Below are 17,541 nucleotides of genomic sequence, written 5' to 3' on the forward strand. Positions count from 1 at the left end.
GGCGGGCGATGACCAGCGGCGCGCTCCATGACCTGTTTCTGTCGACGCTGATTCGTCGGGCCGGCGGCAACCGGCGGCGCTGGCGATTGGTGACGGGGGACCTGCGCGTCTACCCCATCGCCACCCATCCGCATTGCAACTGGTCGGTGACGCCGTCCGGCACCGCCGCCGAGAATGATATCGTCGAACGGATCGCCGACGATCTGCGCGCCGCTCATCCCATCCTTGTTGAAGATTAGACGCCTATCCTCGCAAAAAGGATTGTCTCCGGAACGGTTGCTTTCAAAACCAGCCCAGCATAAACGTCGATTGCCGACATGACAGAAATGTCATGTCATGTCGATAGGTTCTTATTGGGAAAGAACGGGATGGCGCCCGAGACGCACGAGCGGATATGCACCCAATTGTCCGAGGTGCTCGTGCTGTTAGATCAGCAACACTGTCCGGTCGCTGCCCTTTACGTCGCACATGCGCTCGACGCGCTGTGCTATGCGCGCAGCGACCGCGGAGACCCGGGATCGTCTACGGTACTACAGTGATGTCGGTCAGCCAGGTGCGGATGATCTGACGGGCGCGGTCGCTCAGCGCCAGCATCGTCACGCGCCGATCGGTGATATCGTCGCTGCCGTCGATCAGCCCCCGTTCCTGCAACAGCTTCACCCAGCGCAGCGCCGTGGTGCGCGGCACGCCGGCCGCGGCGCAACAGGCGTTCGTGGTGACCGCGCGGCCACCCTGGCCCTCGGCGAACAGGAACAGCATGATGTCGAGGCCCGGATTGGCGAACAGCGACGCATCGAGATGCGTGGTCAGCCGCCGGCGCGATGCCGTGAAGGCCCGTGCGAGCGCGTAGAGATGTTCGTCCGGCGTCGCGCTCACCGCGATGGGTGAGAGCAGACCGTTATTGGCATTCTGATCGCTAAACAGAGCGGCGTCCTGTCCTCGCATTGCGCTTCCCATCGTGCCCCGCTTTTGGTTTCACTGTCAGCGCATAAACTTAGCCGGTCCGAAATCAAGTGGTGTCGTGCGAGACTATATCGGTCAAACGATCAATCGATTGGGTCGATCGGCACCCCTTCGGCCCGATAGCGATCGACCGCGCGGCGGATGTTGCCGCCCATTTCCTCCAGCGTGACCGCGGCGATCCGCTGTTCGACCGGGGCGCAGGAGCGCAGCAGGTCGGCGACGGCGAGCTGCGCCTGCGTGATCCGGTCGATCCCCTGCAGGCTGTGCATGTGGTGGCGCAGCGTGTCGGGATTGCCGGCGAGATCGAAGGCGAGGTCGGCGAGCAGGCCGGTGATCCCGACCAGCTCGTCCGCCAGCGCATGGGCGAGGGCCGGTTCACAGCCCGGCGTGATCGGGGTGGCGGATCCCATGTCGACGGGCAGCCCGATCACTTGTTGCACAGTTTCAGAAGGGTGCGGGCGAGCTGGTCCGCGGGGACCGGCTGGTTCGCCATGCGCCGCGCCATCGTATAGCCCTGGCTCCGATCCTCGGCAGGCGTGATGTAGAAGCCGTTGCCCGCCGACAGAGCGCGCACGCCGGCATCGCCGTCCTCGCCATCCGCGCCCAGCAGCAAGCCGACCGATTCGGCGCCCGCCGCCTTCGCGACCGAGGCGAACAGGATCGAGATCGACGGCCGCTCGCCCGCAACCGGATCGCGCGGCAGCATGCGCAGCTTGCCGTTCGGCCAGGAATCGACGACGACATGCGTCTCGCCCGGGGGCGCGAGATAGATCGTGCCCTGTTCGACCGGCATGCCGTCTTCGGCCAGCACGATCTTGGGCGCGATTTCCGCGGCCAGCTTGTCGATCATCGTACCGGCGAGGCCGGCGCCCAGATGCTGGACGACGACGGTCGGCGGGCAGTTCGCCGGGAAGGCGCCGAACAGTTCGAACAAGGTCTGCGTTGCCGCAGCCTCACCGCCGATCGCGAGCAGGCGGCCGTTCCAGTCGAGCGGCGGCGCGGCCACCACCTTGGTCGCGCCGGCGGCCTTCACCGCAGCGCCCTTGGCGGCCTTGATCCGCTTGCCGAGCTTGGCGAGGATCTTGTCGAACTCCGCCGCGACCGCGACCTTGGGCTTGGGGAAACAGTCGATCGCGCCCAGCCGCAGCGCCTCGATCGATGCTTCCGCGCCCGCTTCGGTCCGCGTCGAGAACATGATGACCGGCATCGGCCGCTGTTCCATCAGCTCGGCGAGATATTCGAGGCCGCTCATCCCCGGCATTTCGACGTCCAGCGTCATGACGTCGGGAACCAGCTTGTCGCGCATGACGCGGGCTTCCTCGGCGCCGTCGGCCGAACCGACGACGGTGACGCCCGGAATGCGCTCGAGCGCGCCCGACAGCAGCGCGCGCATGGTGAGCGAATCATCGACGACGAGAACTTTAACCGGGGCGGCGGCCATGCCTGTTATCCTTGGGTAACGAGAAGACGGAGGGTAATCGTTCAGGCAGCGTCGGAGAGCGAAGCCGAGCTATCGACCAGCCGCTCCAGCGCGAGCACTAGGATCAGCCGCTGATCGATCGTCGCCAGTCCTTCAAGGAATTGGGCGGCGGGCGTTTCGCCGATATCGGGCAGCGGCTGCATACCATCGTCAGGAATGCTGACGATATCGTTGACGGCGTCGACGATAAGTCCCTGCAACTGTTCGCCGATCCGCACGACGATGATGACGTGGCGCGACGACGGGTCGGTCGAGCCCCAGCCCAGGCGATGGCTGAGATCGAGCACGGGCAGCACGACGCCGCGCAGGTTGACGACACCGCGCACATGGGCGGGCACGTTGGGCAGCGGCGTGGCCGGCGACCAAGCGCGGATTTCGCGAATCGCCATGATGTCGACGCCGAGAACCTGTTCGCCGATCTGGAAGGTGATGAGCTGACGGGACATGATGTTATTCCTGTTGCAAATCAGTGCAGGACGCGGCGGATCGCCGCTGCGAGCTTGTCGGGATGGAACGGCTTGACGATCCAACCTGTAGCGCCCGCCGAGCGCGCGCGCTGCTTCTTTTCATCCGAGCTTTCCGTGGTGAGCACCAGGATCGGCAGGTTGCGATGCCGGTCCTGTTCGCGCACCTTTTCGATCAGGCCGAAGCCATCGAGACGCGGCATATTGATGTCGGTGATGAGCAGGTCGGGACCGTTGCCCGACGAACAGGCGCCACCGAGCCGTTCGAGTGCATCGACGCCGTCTTCGGCCTCGAGGACGTTGTAGCCCATGTCGGTCAGCGCTGCCTTCAGCAGCATCCGCATACTGGGCGAATCGTCCACGGTCATGATCATGCTGGACACGGCAGTTCCTTTTTGGGGGAGGGGGTTCATCAGAAGAATTCCACATCGCCGACGGCATCGGCGATGACGGGAGCGGGAGCGGCGACGCGCGGTTTTTCGACCGGGCGATCGGTGGCGATGCGGCAGCGGGCAAGGCCCAGCGTCGGACGGAATTCGATCCGGCGCGCGCCGTGGCCGCCGACGTCCTCACCGACCAGCGCGATGCGTTCGTCGCGCAGGAAGCGGCGGGCGAACAGCGCGTTGGTCGCGCCGATATCGCGGAACCCGTCGCGCAGGCTGGCGCCGCCATAGATGCGCGCCTTCAGGTTCGATCGCGTCGCGCCCATCGACATCATCGCGTTGATCAGCACTTCCATCGCATAGACGCCGTAGCGTTGCAGCGAGCGCACGTCGGTCTCGCCGCTGCCCGGCTCGGCGAGCAGGAAGTGGTTGAGGCCGCCGACCTTGGCGATCGGATCGTAGAGGCAGGCCGAGATGCAGCTGCCGAGCACGGTCGTCAGCACGACGCCGGCGTCGTCGGACACCTTGGTTTCGCCCTGCAGGATGTTGATCCGGCGCAGGCCGTCGGAGGCGCGGGGAAGGTTCGACAATGGGGTCATGCACGGCACTCCGCCATCAGTCGCGCCGCGATCTTCGACAGCGGCAGCTGCGCGGTCACCGCGCCCATCTGGAACGCCGCGGCGGGCATGCCGTAGACAACGCAGCTGTCGGCATCCTGGCCGATGGTCATCGCGCCCTTGTCGCGCATCGCCTTCAGCCCCTGCGCGCCGTCGGCGCCCATGCCGGTGAGGATCGCGCCGACCGCGGATGCGCCGGCCCAGCGCGCGACCGAATGGAACAGCCGGTCGACCGAGGGGCGGTGCCCGCTCATCTTCTCGTCCTCGACCAGGCGGCAACGGCGCAACGTCCCGCCGGTGATCTCGGTATGATAGGCGCCGCCGGGTGCGACATAGACATGCCCCACCTCCAGCGGCGCGCCGGGGCGCGCGACGCTGACGTGCGGCGCCGACAGCCGGTCGAGCCGCGCGGCGAAGGTCGGCACGTAGCTTTCGGGCATATGCTGGACGATGACCGTCGGTGGACAATTGACCGGGAAGCCGCCGAGCAGCTCGATCAGCGTCTCGACGCCGCCGGTCGACGATCCGATCGCGATCATCGCGTCCTGGCGCGGCACGTAATCGGCGGCGGGGGCGCGCTGGACCGGTGCCGCCTGGAAGCGGGGGCGGACGCGGCTCTTCGCCGCGGCCTTGACCAGCCGCGTCAGATCGTTGCCGAGGCCGCCGCCGAACGCCTGCTTGGGCTTTTCGTAGCAGTCGAACGCCCCCAGTTCGAGCGCGCGGATCGTCGCTTCCGCGCCCTTGCCGGTCAGCGTCGACAGCATGACGACGGGCATGGGGCGCAGGCGCATGATCTTTTCGAGGAAGTCGAGGCCGTTCATCCCCGGCATCTCGATATCGAGCGTGATGACGTCGGGGTTGAGCGACTTGATCATCTCGCGTGCGGTCATCGGCCCGTCGGCGGTGCCGACGACCTCGATATCCGGATCCTGCGACAGGCTGTGCGACACCATCGCGCGCATCGTCGGCGAATCATCGACCACTAGAGCGCGGACCGTCATGCCGTCACTTTCTGAAAGGTGGTGCGGCCGACGCAGGCGAAGCGTGGCGCGACCGAGTTGGAGAGCCGCTCGGAATGCCCGATGTACAGGAATCCGCCGGGAACGAGGTGGTCGGCAAGCCGGGTCTGCAGGCGTTCCTTGGTCGGTTCGTCGAAGTAGATCATGACGTTGCGGCAAAAGATCGCGTCGAACTGCCCCTTCATCGGCCAGTTTTCGAGCAGGTTGAGCTTGCGGAAGGCGACGCGCTCACGGATCAGCGGATGAACCTCCGCCTGATTGCCGTCGCGCGTCATCCAGATCGAGCGCAGCGACTGCGGCACGCCCGATGCGGTATCCAAGGTGTAGCGGCCAGCCTTGGCCGCGGCGAGGATTTCGGTCGACAGGTCGGTCGCCAGCACGCGCAGATCGGTGCGCGCGAGGCGCTGGCCGTTGCCGCGTTCCTGGCCGAAGATCGCCATCAGCAGCGAATAGGGTTCCTCGCCACTGGAGCAGGCTGCCGACCACAGGCGCACCTTGCCGCGCGTCGTCAGCCGCGCGTCGAGCGCCGGCCAGCAATGCTCCATGAAGTGATCGAAGTGATGCGATTCACGGAAGAAGCTGGTGTGATTGGTGGTCAGCGCATCCAGCGCCTGCGTGCGTTCGACCGGATCGGTGCCGATCAGCGCGACATATTGGGCGAAGGTCGTCAGCCCGCAGGCGCGCACCCGCGGTGCCAGCCGGCCATAGACGAGCTGCATCTTGTTCGGCGGCAGCAGGATGCCCGCCGCCTCGTACACGAATTCGCTGATCGCCTGATGATCGGCAACCTCAAAGCGGAATTCGGTCGGTCGCTGTCCGACGAGTGTCGCGGCGGCGGCGCTCATGCGGCGAGGCTCAGCGGCGCGTGCGGCGGCGTGGTGTGGCGCGGGTCACGGCGCCAGCGCGAGATCAGCGCATCGACGTCGAGGATCAGCGCGACGCGGCCGTCGCCCAGGATGGTGGCACCGGCAAGGCCGGGGATGGCTTCGTAATTCGCCTCGAGGCTCTTCACGACGACCTGGCGCTGGTCCTGGATCGAATCGACCATCAGCACCGCCTGGCCGTGATCGGATTCGACCACGATCAGCACCGCATCCTCAGGATTGGTCTGCGCGCCGTGGATGCCGAGCTGTTCGGCGACGCGGTGGACCGGCACGTAGGAGCCTCGCACGTCGAGCAGCGACGCGGTCGGGCCGAGCACCTTCACGCCGTCTTCGTCGGGGCGCAGGCTTTCGACGATATGGCCCAGCGGGATGACGAAGGTCTGGTCGCCGACGGTGACGATCATGCCGTCGAGCACCGCCAGCGTCAGCGGCAGCGACAGCGCGAAGGTCGACCCCGAGCCCAGCGTCGAGGTGATGCCGATCCGCCCGCCCAGCGCTTGCACATTCTTGCGCACCACGTCCATGCCGACGCCGCGGCCGGAGATGTTGGAGACGGTCGCCGCGGTCGAGAAGCCGGGGGCGAAGATCAGATTGTCTATCTCTTCCTCGTTCAGGATCGCGTCGGCGGTGATGATGCCGCGCTCGATCGCCTTGGCGCGCACGCGCTTGCGGTCGATGCCGCGGCCGTCGTCGGCGACGGTGATGACGATGCGGCCCGAATGGTGCGCGGCCGACAGCGTGACGACGCCTTCTTCCGGCTTGCCCGCGGCGAGGCGATCGGCCGGCGTTTCGAGGCCGTGGTCGACCGCGTTGCGGATCAGGTGGGTCAACGGTTCGCCGATGCGTTCGACGACGGTCTTGTCGACCTCGGTCATCTCACCGACGATGTCGAGGCGGACGCGCTTGCCGGTTTCGACCTCCAGTTCGCGGATGATGCGCGGCACGCGGCTGAAGACGGTCTTCATCGGCTGCGCGCGGATCGCCATCGTCGATTCCTGCAGCTCGCGCGTCAGGTGATCGAGGTCGGTCAGTTCGCTGATGCCGCCGGCGCCATGTTCGGACAGGCGCTGCGCCAGCATCGCCTGGGTGATGACGAGCTCGCCGACCAGATTGACGAGGCGGTCGAGCTTGTCGAGGTCGACGCGGATCGTCTGCGCGGGCGGCGCGGCCGCGGGGAGCGGCGCGGCGGGTTCGGTGGGCAGGACCGTCGCGACCGGGGCGGGCGCCGCCGGCGCGGGGGCCGCTATCGGCGCAGGCGCCGGTTCGGGCGCCGCAGCCACCGGAGCGGGCTTCGGGGCGGCGGCGGCGGGCACGGGCGCGGCAGCGGGCAGGATCTCCTCGACCGGGGCCGATGCGGGTGCGGCCGGCATGACGTCGGCGAGCATGTCGGCGATCAGATCGTCATCCGACACGGCGGGTTCGCCGATGCGGGTGACGGTGAGTTCGCAATCGCCGATGAATTCGAAGATGCCGCGGATATCGTCTTCGGCGACGCTGCCCGGCACGATCGCGGTCCAGCCGAGATACGAGCGTTCCGGGTGCAGTTCGGACAGTAGCGGCAGGCGCGACACGTCCGCGGCGAGCACTTCGCCCTCGAGCAGCGTCAGCTCGCGCACCAGCAGCAGCGGGTCGCCGCCATTGTCGAGCGCGTTGGTGCCGGGCACGAAGGTGACGGTCCAGTCGCCGGGATTGCCGAGGCTTTCTTCCGGTTCGGGGACGCTTTCGCACATTTCGAATAGGTCGTCGAAATCGTCGATCGGGGCGGCGGCGGGCGCTGCGGCCACCGGTTCGGGCGCGGCCTCCACCACGGCCCCGGGCGTCGAGGCGGCGACGAGGCGCGCGAGCATCGGGCCGTCGGCGGGCGCATCGCCACCGTCGCGCGCCGCGGCGACGTGATCGGACAGCATGTCGAACGCGCCGACGATCGTGCCGAGCAGGTCCGACGTCAGATCGAGCGTGCCGTTGCGCACCAGGTCGAGCAGCGTTTCATATTCGTGGGTGAACGCCTGCAGCCGCTCGTGCCCGAACGCGCCCGCGCCGCCCTTGATCGAATGGACCGACCGAAAGATCGTGTTGATCGTTTCGGTGTCGTGCCCGCCCTGGCGGACGGAGGCGAAGCTCGCCTCCATCGTCGCGAGACCTTCCTCGCATTCCTGAAAGAAGATCTGCTGGATCTCGTCGAGGTTCATCATCAATCCTTTCAGGCGCCGCAGGTCGGTTCGAGCGCGGTGTCGAGCCGGGCGACGATCATCATCCGTTCCAGCGCCTCGCTGGGCCGATCGATGCGGAAATCGAGACCGCGCGCGATCGCGGTGGTGCGGGCGCTGACCAGCACCTGGAGGCAGGCCTGGCCGACCCGCGCGACCTCTGCCCCGTCGAGGCGCAGCGCCTCACCGCGCTCGATCAGGCCGAGCAGCGCGTGGCGCAGCGGCACGGCCGCCGAGGTATCGAGCGTGGGGGCAAGCGGAAGCGATGGCACGGACATACGGGTTCGACTTTCCTACGGACGGCACGACGACGATCGGAGTGGCTGCGGACGCATCAGAACGCCGACCAATCGTCGTCCGCGATCGCCACGGCGGCGTTGCCAACCCGGGGACGGGCGAGGCGACGGCCCGCTTCGGCGGCGCGTTGCTGAAGATGATGCACACTATTGCTGACGGAATGACGAACGACGCGCACACCATGACCGGCATCGGTGTCGCCGACGCGGAAGTGGGCGACTTGGCGGGCAAGTTCGCTTGCTTCGCCAGACAGTTCCCGGGCGGCGGCGGTAGCCTGTTCGACCATGGCGGCATTCTGCTGCGTCAGGCTGTCCATTTCGCCGACGGCCGTGTTGACCTGCTGCAAGCCGGTCGATTGCTGTTCGGCGGCGATGGCGATCTGCGCGACGAGGCCGTTGATCTCGCCGAAGCGGCCGATCAGGCGCTGCAAGGCCTGGCCGGTTTCGCTGACCAAAGCGACGCCGGCATCGACCTGTTCGGACGAGGCGTTGATGCGCGTCTTCACGTCCTTGGCCGCCTCGGCCGAGCGCTGCGCGAGCGCGCGCACTTCGGATGCGACGACGGCGAAGCCCTTGCCCGCGTCGCCGGCGCGTGCCGCCTCGACGCCCGCGTTCAGCGCGAGCAGGTTGGTCTGGAAGGCAATGCCGTCGATGACGCTGATGATCTCGGAAATCTCGGCGGAGGCGCGTTCGATGCCGCCCATCGCCTCGACCGCGCGTGCGACGACGGCCCCCGATTGTTCGGCCTCGGTCTGCGCGGCGGCGACCACGTCGTTGGCGCGCGTCGCGCCCGTGGCGGCCTGTCGGACCGTCTTGGTGATCTCGTCCATCGCCGCGGCGGTTTCTTCCAGGCTCGCCGCCTGCTGCTCGGTGCGCTGCGACAGATCGTCCGACGCCTGGAGAATGCCCTGCGAGCCATGGTTGATGCGGGTGGCGGCCTGATCGACCGCGGTCATCGCGGTGCGGATCGCGTCCATCGCCGCATTGAAGTCGTCGCGCAGCGATTCGAAATCCGCCGGGAAGGCTGCGGTGATGCGGAAGGTGAGGTCGCCCTGCGCGAGCGCGCCGAGCCCTTCGCCGAGCGCAGCGGCCATGCACCGCTGCGCCTCGGCGGTGTTCGCCTTTTCCATATTGGTGCGGAAGACCGCCATGGCGGTGGTCATCCGGCCGACGCAGTCGCGGTTTTCGGTATAGGCGATCGGCGAATCGAGGTCGCCGTTGGCCAGCGCCTCCATGCGCAGCACGGTGTCGACATAGGGCGTGCAGATAAGGCGACCGGCCATCACCGTCGTCGCAACGATGCCGGCGACCGCAGCGGCAACGACGGCGATGTCGAACGCCGGGCCGATCGCGAGCGTGCCCGTTGCGGTGAGCGCGGTGATCGCCACGGCAATGCCTCCCAGCGTCGCGTGCGTTCCCGCCAACACCCGGAATTTCGTGCGGATGGGCGCGTGTTTGGCGAACCATTCCAGTGTCATCAGACCCTCCCTCAGGGCCCGGAAAGGCAAGTCCCCCCGGACCATAAGCGCGGGTTGTCGCGACACGTGTTTAACGAGCGGTTGAGCAACCGAAATGGGTGCAATTTTCAGTCGCTTCGTACCGATTCGCGCCGAATGACGGCGGGGTATGCGGGAAGCGGGAGGACGGGCGACGACACGATAACGGTCGTCGTTCAATCGAACCGACATGGCGTCGCCTTTCTATCAAAGCCGGAGGGAAGAAGACCGGCAGGCACGGGCCCGCCGATCGCGGGATCAGAATTCGGACCAGTCGTCGCTCGGCGCCACGGCCACCGCCGCTCCGCCACCGGTGGCGCGGCGGCTGGCACGGGCGATGCGGCGGCCGGCGTCGGCAGCGCGATTCTGGAGCTGGTGGACCGCCGGCACCGCCGCCTTTGGTTCGCCTTCGCCCACCTTGAAGCGGGCGACATGCCGGGCGAGCTCGTCCGATTCGGCGGATAGGCTGCGCGCTGCGGCGGTGGCTTCCTCGACCATCGCGGCGTTCTGCTGCGTTACGCCGTCCATCTCGCTGACCGCAGTGTTGACCTGTTGCAGGCCGGTCGCCTGCTGTTCGGCGGCGGTGGCGATCTGGCCGACGAGATTGCTGATTTCGCCGAAGCGGCCGATGATCCGTTGCAGCGCCTGACCGGTCTCGCTGACCAGCTCGACGCCCGCTTCGACCTGTTCGGACGAGGCGTTGATGCGCGTCTTCACGTCCTTGGCCGCCTCGGCCGAGCGCTGCGCCAGGGCCCGCACTTCGGAGGCGACCACCGCGAAGCCCTTGCCGGCGTCGCCCGCGCGTGCCGCCTCGACGCCCGCGTTCAGCGCCAGCAGATTGGTCTGGAAGGCGATGCCGTCGATGACGCTGATGATTTCCGAAATTTCGTTCGACGAGCGTTCGATGCCGCCCATCGCCTCGACCGCGCGGGCGACGACGGCGCCCGATTGTTCGGCCTCGACGCGCGCTTCCTCGACGACACCATTGGCGCGGACCGCGCCCGCGGCCGTCTGACGGACGGTCGAGGTGATCTCGTCCATCGCGGCGGCGGTTTCCTCCAGGCTTGCGGCCTGCTGTTCGGTGCGCTGCGACAGATCGTCGGAGGCCTGGCGGATGTCGATCGCGCCGCTGTTGATGCCGTTGGTGGCATCGGTGACCGCGCTCATCGTTTCGGCGACGGCGTCCATCGCACGGTTATAGTCGATGCGGAGCTGTTCGTATTCGGCCGGGAAGGCGCGGTCGATGCGATAGCTGAGATCGCCGCCGGCAAGGCGGGTCAGCCCTTCGCCGAGCGAGCCGACGATGATCTGCTGCGCGGCAGCCCCGGCCTGGACGCGCTCGGCGTTTGCCTTGAAAATCTCCATCGCGCGCGAAATGCGGCCGATGCAGTCGCGATAGTCGGTGTTAGCGATCGGCGTGGTCAGATCGCCCGCAGCCAGCCCCTCCATCCGGACGACGGTGGCGACATAGGGATCGCTGATCAGCTTGCCGGCGACGAACACGGTCGCCATGGTAAGCGCGGTTAGCACGCAGGCGACGGCGAGATACACATGGACCTGCGACGGATCGGCGAGCGCCGCGAGATAGGTGGTGGCGATCCCGCCTGCGGTGAACAGGCCAAGGATCACCAGCAGGACCTTGAACTTCAATCTGATGGGGGCACTTTTTTCGAACCAATTCAGCATCGTCGGCATTCCTTTTCGTCAAGACCGTCGAGCTGAAGCGGCTCCCCCCTCCGGGCCACCGATGCTTCTCGGAATCGATTGGTCCGCTTTGCGTGAAAAGGGTAAAGGCCCGGTAAACTACGTCCATTCTGGCACTGAACCGTTTTGGATATGTGTGCTCAAAATGGCTGGCGAAGGACATGTCGATGACCTGTTACGCTTTGGACGATGCCCGACCCGACCTTGCCGCCGACGCCTATGTCGCGCCGGGCGCGCAGGTGATCGGGCGCGTGATGCTGGGCGCGCGGGCGTCAGTCTGGTTTAATGCGGTGCTGCGCGGCGACAACGATCCGATCACGATCGGCGCGGGCAGCAACGTGCAGGACGGCGCGATGGTGCATGCCGATCCCGGCGTGCCGACGACGATCGGGCAGGGCGTGACGATCGGGCACCACGCGATCGTCCATGGCGCGACCGTCGGCGACAATTGCCTGATCGGCATGGGCGCGACGCTGCTCAACCGTGCGGTGATCGGTGCCGATTCGCTGGTCGGCGCGGGCGCGCTTGTGACGGAGGGCAAGACCTTCCCGCCCGGATCATTGATCGTCGGCAGCCCGGCGCGGGTGCTGCGGCCGCTGACTGAGACGGAGATCGCCGGCCTCAGGCTGTCGGCGGCGACCTATGTCGCCAATGCCGAACGCTATCGCACCGGGCTGCGCGCGCTTCAGGCGTAGCGCGCCGACGCCTCCGCGACGAAGCGGGCGGTCTCTTCCGGCTGGGTGACGGGGATCATGTGGCCGCCCTCGATCACGTCGATCCGCGCGCCGGGAATCGCCGCGGCGGTGCGGTGGCCGTGCAGCTCTGGGTCGAGGACATGGTCTTCGCGCGCGTAGAGGATCGACAGCGGCACGCGAAGGTCGCCGTAGCGCGCGGCGATCGCGCCGATGTCGCTGGCGGCATGCGACAGGTCCGCCGCCGCCGCCGCGATCGCCGCAGGGCGGGCGGACAGCGCGCCGCCGCCGCGGGTGACGAAGTCGGCGGGCGGCGCTTCGGGCGCGAAGACCGCGGCGAGCGTCCGTTCCGAGGTGAGGCGACTCAATGGCGTGGCGATCGTGCTCGCCATCAGCCGGCGCAGCGACGGCGGGATGGCGGCAAGGCTGCGGAACGCTTCGGGTACGCCGTCCTGCGGCTGGGTGAGGGGGCAGATCAGCGCGAGGCCGCGGATCAGCGCCGGATGGTCGAGCGCCAGCGCCAGCGCGATGGCGCCGCCCAGCGAATGGCCGACGAGCAACGGCCGGTCGATCCCCAACGCTTCGATGAAGCGCGCGACGATCCCCGCCTGTTCGACGATGTTCGGTTCGCGATCCTCGTCGGCGGTCGAATAGCCCGAGCCGGGACGGTCGACGAGGATGACGCGATGGTCCTTCGCCAGAATATCGAGCATGCCATAGCCGAAGTTGCGCAGCTGGCCGGCAAGGCCGTGGACCATGACGATCGCGGGGCCGGTGCCCTTGTCGACATAATGCAGCCGCGCGCCATCGACGCGGATGTAGCGGCCGTCGGGCGGCACCTGCCGCTCGGCATCGCGTGCGAGCCGATCCGAATAGAAGGAGAGCCCGAGCCCGCCGGCGACCGTCAGCGCCGCGCCGCCCACCAGGCTGCCGAGGGTCCAGCGTGTCGCGCTCTGCATGCCCGTCTCCGTCGCTCAAGGTTCGAAGTGACGAGGCGTAGCATGGATTGGGGCGCGGATCACGCGGTGGTGACGATCCCGTCGACGACGGTGACGGGCCATGCCGTCAGATGCTGGCCGACGCAGGGGCCGCCGACGCAGCGGCCATCCGCAATCGTGAACAGCGCACCGTGCCAATTGCAGGCGATGAGGTCGCCCGCGGGGGTGAGATAGTCGTCGAGCGTCTGCGTCAGCGGCACGCCGGCATGGGGACAGCGGTCGACATAGCCGACGACGCCATCGCCCTGCCGCACGACGAAGCCGTGAAAGCGGCCGGCGCGCATCTGGAGCACGAAATTGCGCGCCGTGCCGTCGGCGATGTCGGTCAGCGGGGCGAGCGCGACGCCGGCGGGAGTGGTGGAGAGGCGTTCGGTCACGCGTCCGCGCCGGGCTGGCGGCTGGGGTGGGCGGCTTCCGCCAGATCCGCGGTGCGCGCGGCGGCGGCGACCATGCGCGGGTAGGGCGTGGTGTCTACGCCGAACCGCTCGGCGGAATAGAGCGCCGGGACGGCGATACAATCGGCGAGCGTGGGGGTGTCGCCGTAGCAGAAGGTGCCGCCGTGACGCTCTGCAAGCGCCTCGAACGCCGCGAACCCCAGCCCCATCCAATGCGCCATCCAGGCGTTGACCTGCGTATCGCTCGCGCCGAAATCTTGGCGCAGCGCCTTCAGCGTGCGCAGATTGTGAAGCGGGTGGACGTCCGTCGCGATCGTCGCGACCATCGCGCGGACGATGGCGCGGCCGTTGGCATCGGCGGGCAGCAGGGCGGGGGTGGGGAAGCGATCCTCCAGCCATTCGAGGATCGCGACGCTCTGCGTCAGGATCAGGCCGTCGACCTCCAGCGCGGGCACCAGCCGCTGGGGGTTGAGCGCGGCATAATCGGGATCGGTGTGGCCCCCGGTGCGCAGGTCGTGGTTGACCTGTTCGTAGGCGATGCCCTTCAGCGCCAGCGCGATGCGCACGCGATAGGCGGCGCCCGAGCGCCAGTAACCGTGCAGGATCATGCCATTGGGTCCTTGGGCAGCTGGGCCTTCGGAAAGTCGTTCCACACCGCGTCGTAATCGAGCTGGGCGTGTTCGAGCGCGTATGTCGTCGGGCGATAGGGCCAGCAACTTTCCAGCATGAAGGCCATCGTGCCGTCGATCTTGTGGGGCTTCAACTCCGCCGCCGACGCGCCTTGCCAGCTCGCGACATCGGGGCCGTGGCCGGCCATCAGATTGTGCAGCGAAATGCCGCCGGGCGAGAAACCGTCCGCCTTGGCGTCATAGGCGCCGGTGATCAGGCCCATCGCCTCGCTCATCACGTTGCGGTGGAACCAGGGCGGGCGGAACGTGTCCTCCGCCACCATCCAGCGCGGGGGGAAGATCACGAAGTCCGCATTGGCGCGGCCGGGCACGTCGCTGGGTGAGGTGAGGACGGTAAAGATCGACGGATCGGGATGGTCGAAGCTGACCGTGTTGATCGTGTTGAAGCGCGACAGGTCGTAGCGCCATGGGGCGAGATTGCCGTGCCATGCCACCACGTCGAGCGGGCTATGGTCGAGCGTCATCGTCCACAGCGATCCCATGAACTTCTGGATCACCTCGGTCGGTTCGTCGCGATCCTCGAACCACGCGACCGGCGTTTCGAAATCGCGCGGATTGGCGAGGCCGTTGGCGCCGATGGGGCCGAGATCGGGCAGGCGGAAGAGGCTGCCGTGATTTTCACAGACATAGCCGCGTGCCGCGCCGTCGGGCAGCAGCGCGCGGAAGCGGACGCCACGGGGGATCAGCGCGATCTGGCCGGGCGCGACGTCGAGGCGGCCGAGTTCGGTCAACAGCTGCAGGCGGCCGGCCTGGGGCACGAACAGCAATTCGCCGTCGGCATCCATGAAGACGCGGGTGCTCATGTCGGCATTGGCGGCGTAGACGTGCATCGCGACGCCTTCGAGGTCTGCCGGATGCCGGTTGGCGAGCATCGTCGTCATGCCGTCGATCAGGTCGGTGCCTGGCGGCGACTCCGCGACCGGGTTCCAGCGCAGGCGGTTCGGCGCGAGCGGCGCGTCGTCGGTGCCGGGGGCGAAGCGCTTCGCGCCGTCGTAGCGCGTATAGGGCGGGTGCTCCGCGGTCGGACGCATGCGGTACAGCCACGAGCGGCGATTCTCATGGCGCGGTGCGGTGAAGGCGGTGCCGGAGAGCTGCTCGGCGTAAAGGCCGAAGGCGGGGCGCTGCGGCGAATTACGACCGATCGGGAGCGCGCCGGGGACGGCCTCGGTCGCGATATGGTTGCCGAAGCCGGGGATATAGTCGCTGCGGGGGTGGTGGTCGGTCATTGTTCTGGCGTCCTCTCCTGTTTCCACCACCCCGGTGTCGTACCGCGTTGTCGGTTGCCCCACATCCTTCGTCACTCCGGACGTGTTCCGGAGTCCACTGATCCGCGCGGAAAAGGCAAGAGGCTCAGGACTTCCCCCTCGCCGCGGAGTGGACCCCGGAACGAGTCCGGGGTGACGGAGTGGATGGGGAGGGGTTGACCCGATCCCATCCGCCGTGCCGGCCGGTCGACGGCGTCACTTTCGCGCCGCACTGAGAACGAAGCTGCGCTTCGTTCTTGGTCAGGCGTCGACCGTGATGACCCCGCGACGGATCTGGTCGAGTTCAATCGACTCATACAGCGCCTGGAAATTGCCGTTGCCGAAGCCTTCGTTGCCCTTGCGCTGGATGACCTCGAAGAAGATCGGGCCGACCATCGTCTCGGTGAAGATCTGGAGCAGCAGGCCCTCTTCGCCGACGTTGCCGTCGATCAGGATGCGGTTCTGGCGCAGGCGTTCCAGGTCTTCGCCATGGCCGGGGACGCGCTTGTCGACGAGTTCGTAATAGGTTTCGATCGTGTCCTGCAGCTTGACGCCGCGCGAGCGCAGCTTTTCGACGGTGGTGTAGATGTCGTCGGTGGTCAGCGCGAGGTGCTGGATGCCTTCGCCGTTGTAATCGCGGATGAATTCCTCGATCTGGCTCTTGTCGTCCTGGCTCTCGTTCAAGGGGATGCGGATCGCGCGATCGGGGGCGATCATCGCTTGGCTGAACAGGCCGGTCGCCTTGCCCTTAATGTCGAAATACTTCTGTTCTTCGAAGCCGAAGATCTGGCCGTAGAAGGCCGACCAGGTGCGCATCTGGCCGCGGCGCACGTTGTGCGTCAGATGGTCGAGCAGGTCGAGGCCGACGTTGTTCTCGGCTTCCGCCTCCGCCGCGCCGGGCACCTGATCCCAGTCGTCGTAGACGCTGCCGTCGGCTCCATGGCGATCAACGAGGTACAGCAGCGAACCGCCGATGCCTTCCAGCGCCGGAATGCCGTCGAGCGACTGGCCGGCGGGGGCGGGCTTGGCGCCGCGCGCGATCGCCGCGTCATAGGCTCCTCGCGCGTCCTGCACCCGGAATGCCATTGCGCTCGCCGACGGGCCGTGCGCCGCGCGGAAGTCGGCGGCGTGGCCGTTGTCTTCGCGGTTGATCAGCAGGTTGATGCGGCCCTGCTTGTAGCGCGTGATGGCGCGCGTCTTGTGCGTCGAGGCGGGGACGAAGCCCAGCGCCTCGAACTGCTTCGCCAGCGCATCCGGATCGGGCGAGGTGAATTCGCAGAATTCGAAGCCGTCGAGCCCCATCGGGTTGACGTCGATATGGTCGTCGGTCTGGGCGGCATCGGTCATCAGTCTGGCCTTCCGAGATGGTATCATCCGTTACCAAACCCTGCGACATTGCCAAACTGGTGTCAACTGATACGAATGCGGCATGGCCGACCCATGCCCAGCCTCGTCGCCCGCGCCATCGTTGGTTTTGGCCGATTTTATTCCGTACCGTCTGTCGGTGACGTCCAATCTGGTCAGCGATTCGATCGCGCGGACCTATGAGGCGCTGTTCGGGCTGACGATTCCGGAATGGCGGCTGATCGCGGTGATCGCGGAAACGGGCGGCATCACGCAGCAGGCGATCGGCCGGGCCACGCGGATGGACAAGGTGACGGTCAGCCGCGCGGCGATCGCGCTGGTCGACCGGGGATTGCTCGACCGGCGCGGCAATCCGGAAGACCGGCGGTCGCACCTGCTCGACCTGACCGATGCGGGGCGCGACCTGTATGCGGTGGTGGCGCCCAAGGCGCTCGACCTGGAAAGCCGCATCTTTTCGCAATTCCCCGCCGACGACGTCGCGCGATTCATGGAGATGCTGCGCCGGGTCGAGGCGGTGACGCTGGCACTCGACACCTGATCGCATCCTGCGGCGCGTTCCCACATCGCGAACACCGCTCTGGCACATTCGTGCGACAATTGGCGTTTACGCGCCGGCCGGTCGCCACAGGGACGGCGGCGGGTAAG

Annotated in this window: 20 protein-coding genes; 3 read left to right on the forward strand and 17 right to left on the reverse strand. The window is 67.4% G+C overall.

The window, feature by feature from the left end; genetic code table 11:
* Positions 1-8 precede the first annotated feature (8 nt).
* Positions 9-239 (forward strand): hypothetical protein, encoded by a 231-nt coding sequence (locus ACP7A3_RS11085; RefSeq protein WP_017980247.1) that lies wholly within the window; start codon positions 9-11, stop codon positions 237-239.
* Positions 240-522: 283 nt separating this feature from the next.
* Here ACP7A3_RS11085 and ACP7A3_RS11090 read toward each other — a convergent pair whose 3' ends face one another.
* The 12 genes from ACP7A3_RS11090 to ACP7A3_RS11145 all read right to left on the reverse strand — a co-directional run bounded on the left by ACP7A3_RS11090 (position 523) and on the right by ACP7A3_RS11145 (position 11,504).
* On the reverse strand, positions 523-945 hold the full coding sequence (locus tag ACP7A3_RS11090) for a MarR family transcriptional regulator (RefSeq protein ID WP_017980246.1): 423 nt from the start codon (positions 943-945) through the stop codon (positions 523-525).
* 101 nt (positions 946-1,046) lie between these two features.
* A complete protein-coding gene (locus ACP7A3_RS11095) occupies positions 1,047-1,394 on the reverse strand; it encodes a hypothetical protein (protein WP_017980245.1) in 348 nt (115 codons plus the stop codon).
* Positions 1,391-2,404, reverse strand: coding sequence for a chemotaxis protein CheB (locus tag ACP7A3_RS11100; protein WP_063686656.1), 1,014 nt, complete (start codon positions 2,402-2,404; stop codon positions 1,391-1,393). Before ACP7A3_RS11100 ends, ACP7A3_RS11095 begins: the two co-directional genes overlap by 4 nt.
* 41 nt (positions 2,405-2,445) lie before the next feature.
* Complete coding sequence (locus ACP7A3_RS11105; protein WP_017980243.1) at positions 2,446-2,889, reverse strand: chemotaxis protein CheW; 444 nt, start codon at positions 2,887-2,889, stop codon at positions 2,446-2,448.
* A 20-nt stretch (positions 2,890-2,909) separates the two neighbouring features.
* On the reverse strand, positions 2,910-3,290 hold the full coding sequence (locus ACP7A3_RS11110; RefSeq protein WP_017980242.1) for a response regulator: 381 nt from the start codon (positions 3,288-3,290) through the stop codon (positions 2,910-2,912).
* A 29-nt stretch (positions 3,291-3,319) separates the two neighbouring features.
* Complete coding sequence (locus tag ACP7A3_RS11115; RefSeq protein WP_017980241.1) at positions 3,320-3,889, reverse strand: chemotaxis protein CheD; 570 nt, start codon at positions 3,887-3,889, stop codon at positions 3,320-3,322.
* Positions 3,886-4,908 carry a protein-glutamate methylesterase/protein-glutamine glutaminase gene (locus ACP7A3_RS11120; RefSeq protein WP_024310334.1) on the reverse strand — a complete coding sequence of 341 codons (1,023 nt, stop codon included), beginning with the start codon at positions 4,906-4,908 and terminating at the stop codon, positions 3,886-3,888. The genes ACP7A3_RS11115 and ACP7A3_RS11120 overlap by 4 nt, the downstream gene beginning before the upstream one ends.
* Entirely contained in the window at positions 4,905-5,771 is an 867-nt protein-coding gene (locus ACP7A3_RS11125; protein WP_241890318.1) for a CheR family methyltransferase, read from the reverse strand. Before ACP7A3_RS11125 ends, ACP7A3_RS11120 begins: the two co-directional genes overlap by 4 nt.
* A complete protein-coding gene (locus ACP7A3_RS11130; protein ID WP_426255665.1) occupies positions 5,768-7,999 on the reverse strand; it encodes a chemotaxis protein CheA in 2,232 nt (743 codons plus the stop codon). The genes ACP7A3_RS11125 and ACP7A3_RS11130 overlap by 4 nt, the downstream gene beginning before the upstream one ends.
* Before the next feature lie 11 nt (positions 8,000-8,010).
* Positions 8,011-8,295: an STAS domain-containing protein gene (locus tag ACP7A3_RS11135; RefSeq protein WP_043061119.1), complete on the reverse strand. Its 285-nt coding sequence runs from the start codon at positions 8,293-8,295 to the stop codon at positions 8,011-8,013.
* A 56-nt stretch (positions 8,296-8,351) separates the two neighbouring features.
* Positions 8,352-9,791, reverse strand: coding sequence for a methyl-accepting chemotaxis protein (locus tag ACP7A3_RS11140; RefSeq protein WP_426255601.1), 1,440 nt, complete (start codon positions 9,789-9,791; stop codon positions 8,352-8,354).
* Positions 9,792-10,067: 276 nt separating this feature from the next.
* Positions 10,068-11,504, reverse strand: coding sequence for a methyl-accepting chemotaxis protein (locus ACP7A3_RS11145; RefSeq protein ID WP_426255602.1), 1,437 nt, complete (start codon positions 11,502-11,504; stop codon positions 10,068-10,070).
* A gap of 176 nt (positions 11,505-11,680) precedes the next feature.
* Between ACP7A3_RS11145 and ACP7A3_RS11150 the strand changes: the two genes are divergently transcribed.
* A complete protein-coding gene (locus ACP7A3_RS11150; protein WP_426255603.1) occupies positions 11,681-12,208 on the forward strand; it encodes a gamma carbonic anhydrase family protein in 528 nt (175 codons plus the stop codon).
* Here the strand turns inward: ACP7A3_RS11150 and ACP7A3_RS11155 are convergent.
* From ACP7A3_RS11155 to hppD, 5 genes are all read right to left on the reverse strand, one after another.
* A complete protein-coding gene (locus tag ACP7A3_RS11155; RefSeq protein WP_426255604.1) occupies positions 12,199-13,164 on the reverse strand; it encodes an alpha/beta fold hydrolase in 966 nt (321 codons plus the stop codon). The genes ACP7A3_RS11150 and ACP7A3_RS11155 overlap by 10 nt on opposite strands.
* Before the next feature lie 59 nt (positions 13,165-13,223).
* On the reverse strand, positions 13,224-13,580 hold the full coding sequence (locus tag ACP7A3_RS11160) for a Rieske (2Fe-2S) protein (RefSeq protein WP_147036458.1): 357 nt from the start codon (positions 13,578-13,580) through the stop codon (positions 13,224-13,226).
* The gene (maiA, locus tag ACP7A3_RS11165) at positions 13,577-14,206 is read right to left on the reverse strand and encodes a maleylacetoacetate isomerase (RefSeq protein ID WP_426255605.1); all 630 of its coding nucleotides are present in this window, start codon (positions 14,204-14,206) and stop codon (positions 13,577-13,579) included. Before maiA ends, ACP7A3_RS11160 begins: the two co-directional genes overlap by 4 nt.
* A complete protein-coding gene (gene hmgA, locus ACP7A3_RS11170; RefSeq protein ID WP_147036456.1) occupies positions 14,203-15,513 on the reverse strand; it encodes a homogentisate 1,2-dioxygenase in 1,311 nt (436 codons plus the stop codon). The genes maiA and hmgA overlap by 4 nt, the downstream gene beginning before the upstream one ends.
* Before the next feature lie 279 nt (positions 15,514-15,792).
* On the reverse strand, positions 15,793-16,878 hold the full coding sequence (hppD, locus tag ACP7A3_RS11175; RefSeq protein ID WP_426255606.1) for a 4-hydroxyphenylpyruvate dioxygenase: 1,086 nt from the start codon (positions 16,876-16,878) through the stop codon (positions 15,793-15,795).
* Positions 16,879-16,960: 82 nt separating this feature from the next.
* On the opposite strand from hppD, the gene ACP7A3_RS11180 reads away from it, so the two are divergent.
* On the forward strand, positions 16,961-17,434 hold the full coding sequence (locus ACP7A3_RS11180; protein ID WP_172436182.1) for a MarR family winged helix-turn-helix transcriptional regulator: 474 nt from the start codon (positions 16,961-16,963) through the stop codon (positions 17,432-17,434).
* Positions 17,435-17,541: the final 107 nt, after the last annotated feature.

This window comes from Sphingomonas sp. DC5200-1 (genome assembly GCF_049897245.1).
Lineage (GTDB): Bacteria > Pseudomonadota > Alphaproteobacteria > Sphingomonadales > Sphingomonadaceae > Sphingomonas > Sphingomonas aquatilis.

Excerpts from the sequence above, each read along its gene's own strand:
- ACP7A3_RS11085 (WP_017980247.1), top strand. The coding sequence starts at position 9 with ATGACCAGCGGCGCGCTCCATGACCTGTTTCTGTCGACGCTGATTCGT.
- ACP7A3_RS11090 (WP_017980246.1), bottom strand. The coding sequence starts at position 945 with ATGCGAGGACAGGACGCCGCTCTGTTTAGCGATCAGAATGCCAATAAC.
- ACP7A3_RS11100 (WP_063686656.1), bottom strand. The coding sequence starts at position 2,404 with ATGGCCGCCGCCCCGGTTAAAGTTCTCGTCGTCGATGATTCGCTCACC.
- ACP7A3_RS11105 (WP_017980243.1), bottom strand. The coding sequence starts at position 2,889 with ATGTCCCGTCAGCTCATCACCTTCCAGATCGGCGAACAGGTTCTCGGC.
- ACP7A3_RS11115 (WP_017980241.1), bottom strand. The coding sequence starts at position 3,889 with ATGACCCCATTGTCGAACCTTCCCCGCGCCTCCGACGGCCTGCGCCGG.
- ACP7A3_RS11120 (WP_024310334.1), bottom strand. The coding sequence starts at position 4,908 with ATGACGGTCCGCGCTCTAGTGGTCGATGATTCGCCGACGATGCGCGCG.
- ACP7A3_RS11125 (WP_241890318.1), bottom strand. The coding sequence starts at position 5,771 with ATGAGCGCCGCCGCCGCGACACTCGTCGGACAGCGACCGACCGAATTC.
- ACP7A3_RS11130 (WP_426255665.1), bottom strand. The coding sequence starts at position 7,999 with ATGAACCTCGACGAGATCCAGCAGATCTTCTTTCAGGAATGCGAGGAA.
- ACP7A3_RS11135 (WP_043061119.1), bottom strand. The coding sequence starts at position 8,295 with ATGTCCGTGCCATCGCTTCCGCTTGCCCCCACGCTCGATACCTCGGCG.
- ACP7A3_RS11140 (WP_426255601.1), bottom strand. The coding sequence starts at position 9,791 with ATGACACTGGAATGGTTCGCCAAACACGCGCCCATCCGCACGAAATTC.
- ACP7A3_RS11145 (WP_426255602.1), bottom strand. The coding sequence starts at position 11,504 with ATGCCGACGATGCTGAATTGGTTCGAAAAAAGTGCCCCCATCAGATTG.
- ACP7A3_RS11150 (WP_426255603.1), top strand. The coding sequence starts at position 11,681 with ATGACCTGTTACGCTTTGGACGATGCCCGACCCGACCTTGCCGCCGAC.
- ACP7A3_RS11155 (WP_426255604.1), bottom strand. The coding sequence starts at position 13,164 with ATGCAGAGCGCGACACGCTGGACCCTCGGCAGCCTGGTGGGCGGCGCG.
- maiA (WP_426255605.1), bottom strand. The coding sequence starts at position 14,206 with ATGATCCTGCACGGTTACTGGCGCTCGGGCGCCGCCTATCGCGTGCGC.
- hmgA (WP_147036456.1), bottom strand. The coding sequence starts at position 15,513 with ATGACCGACCACCACCCCCGCAGCGACTATATCCCCGGCTTCGGCAAC.
- hppD (WP_426255606.1), bottom strand. The coding sequence starts at position 16,878 with ATGACCGATGCCGCCCAGACCGACGACCATATCGACGTCAACCCGATG.
- ACP7A3_RS11180 (WP_172436182.1), top strand. The coding sequence starts at position 16,961 with ATGGCCGACCCATGCCCAGCCTCGTCGCCCGCGCCATCGTTGGTTTTG.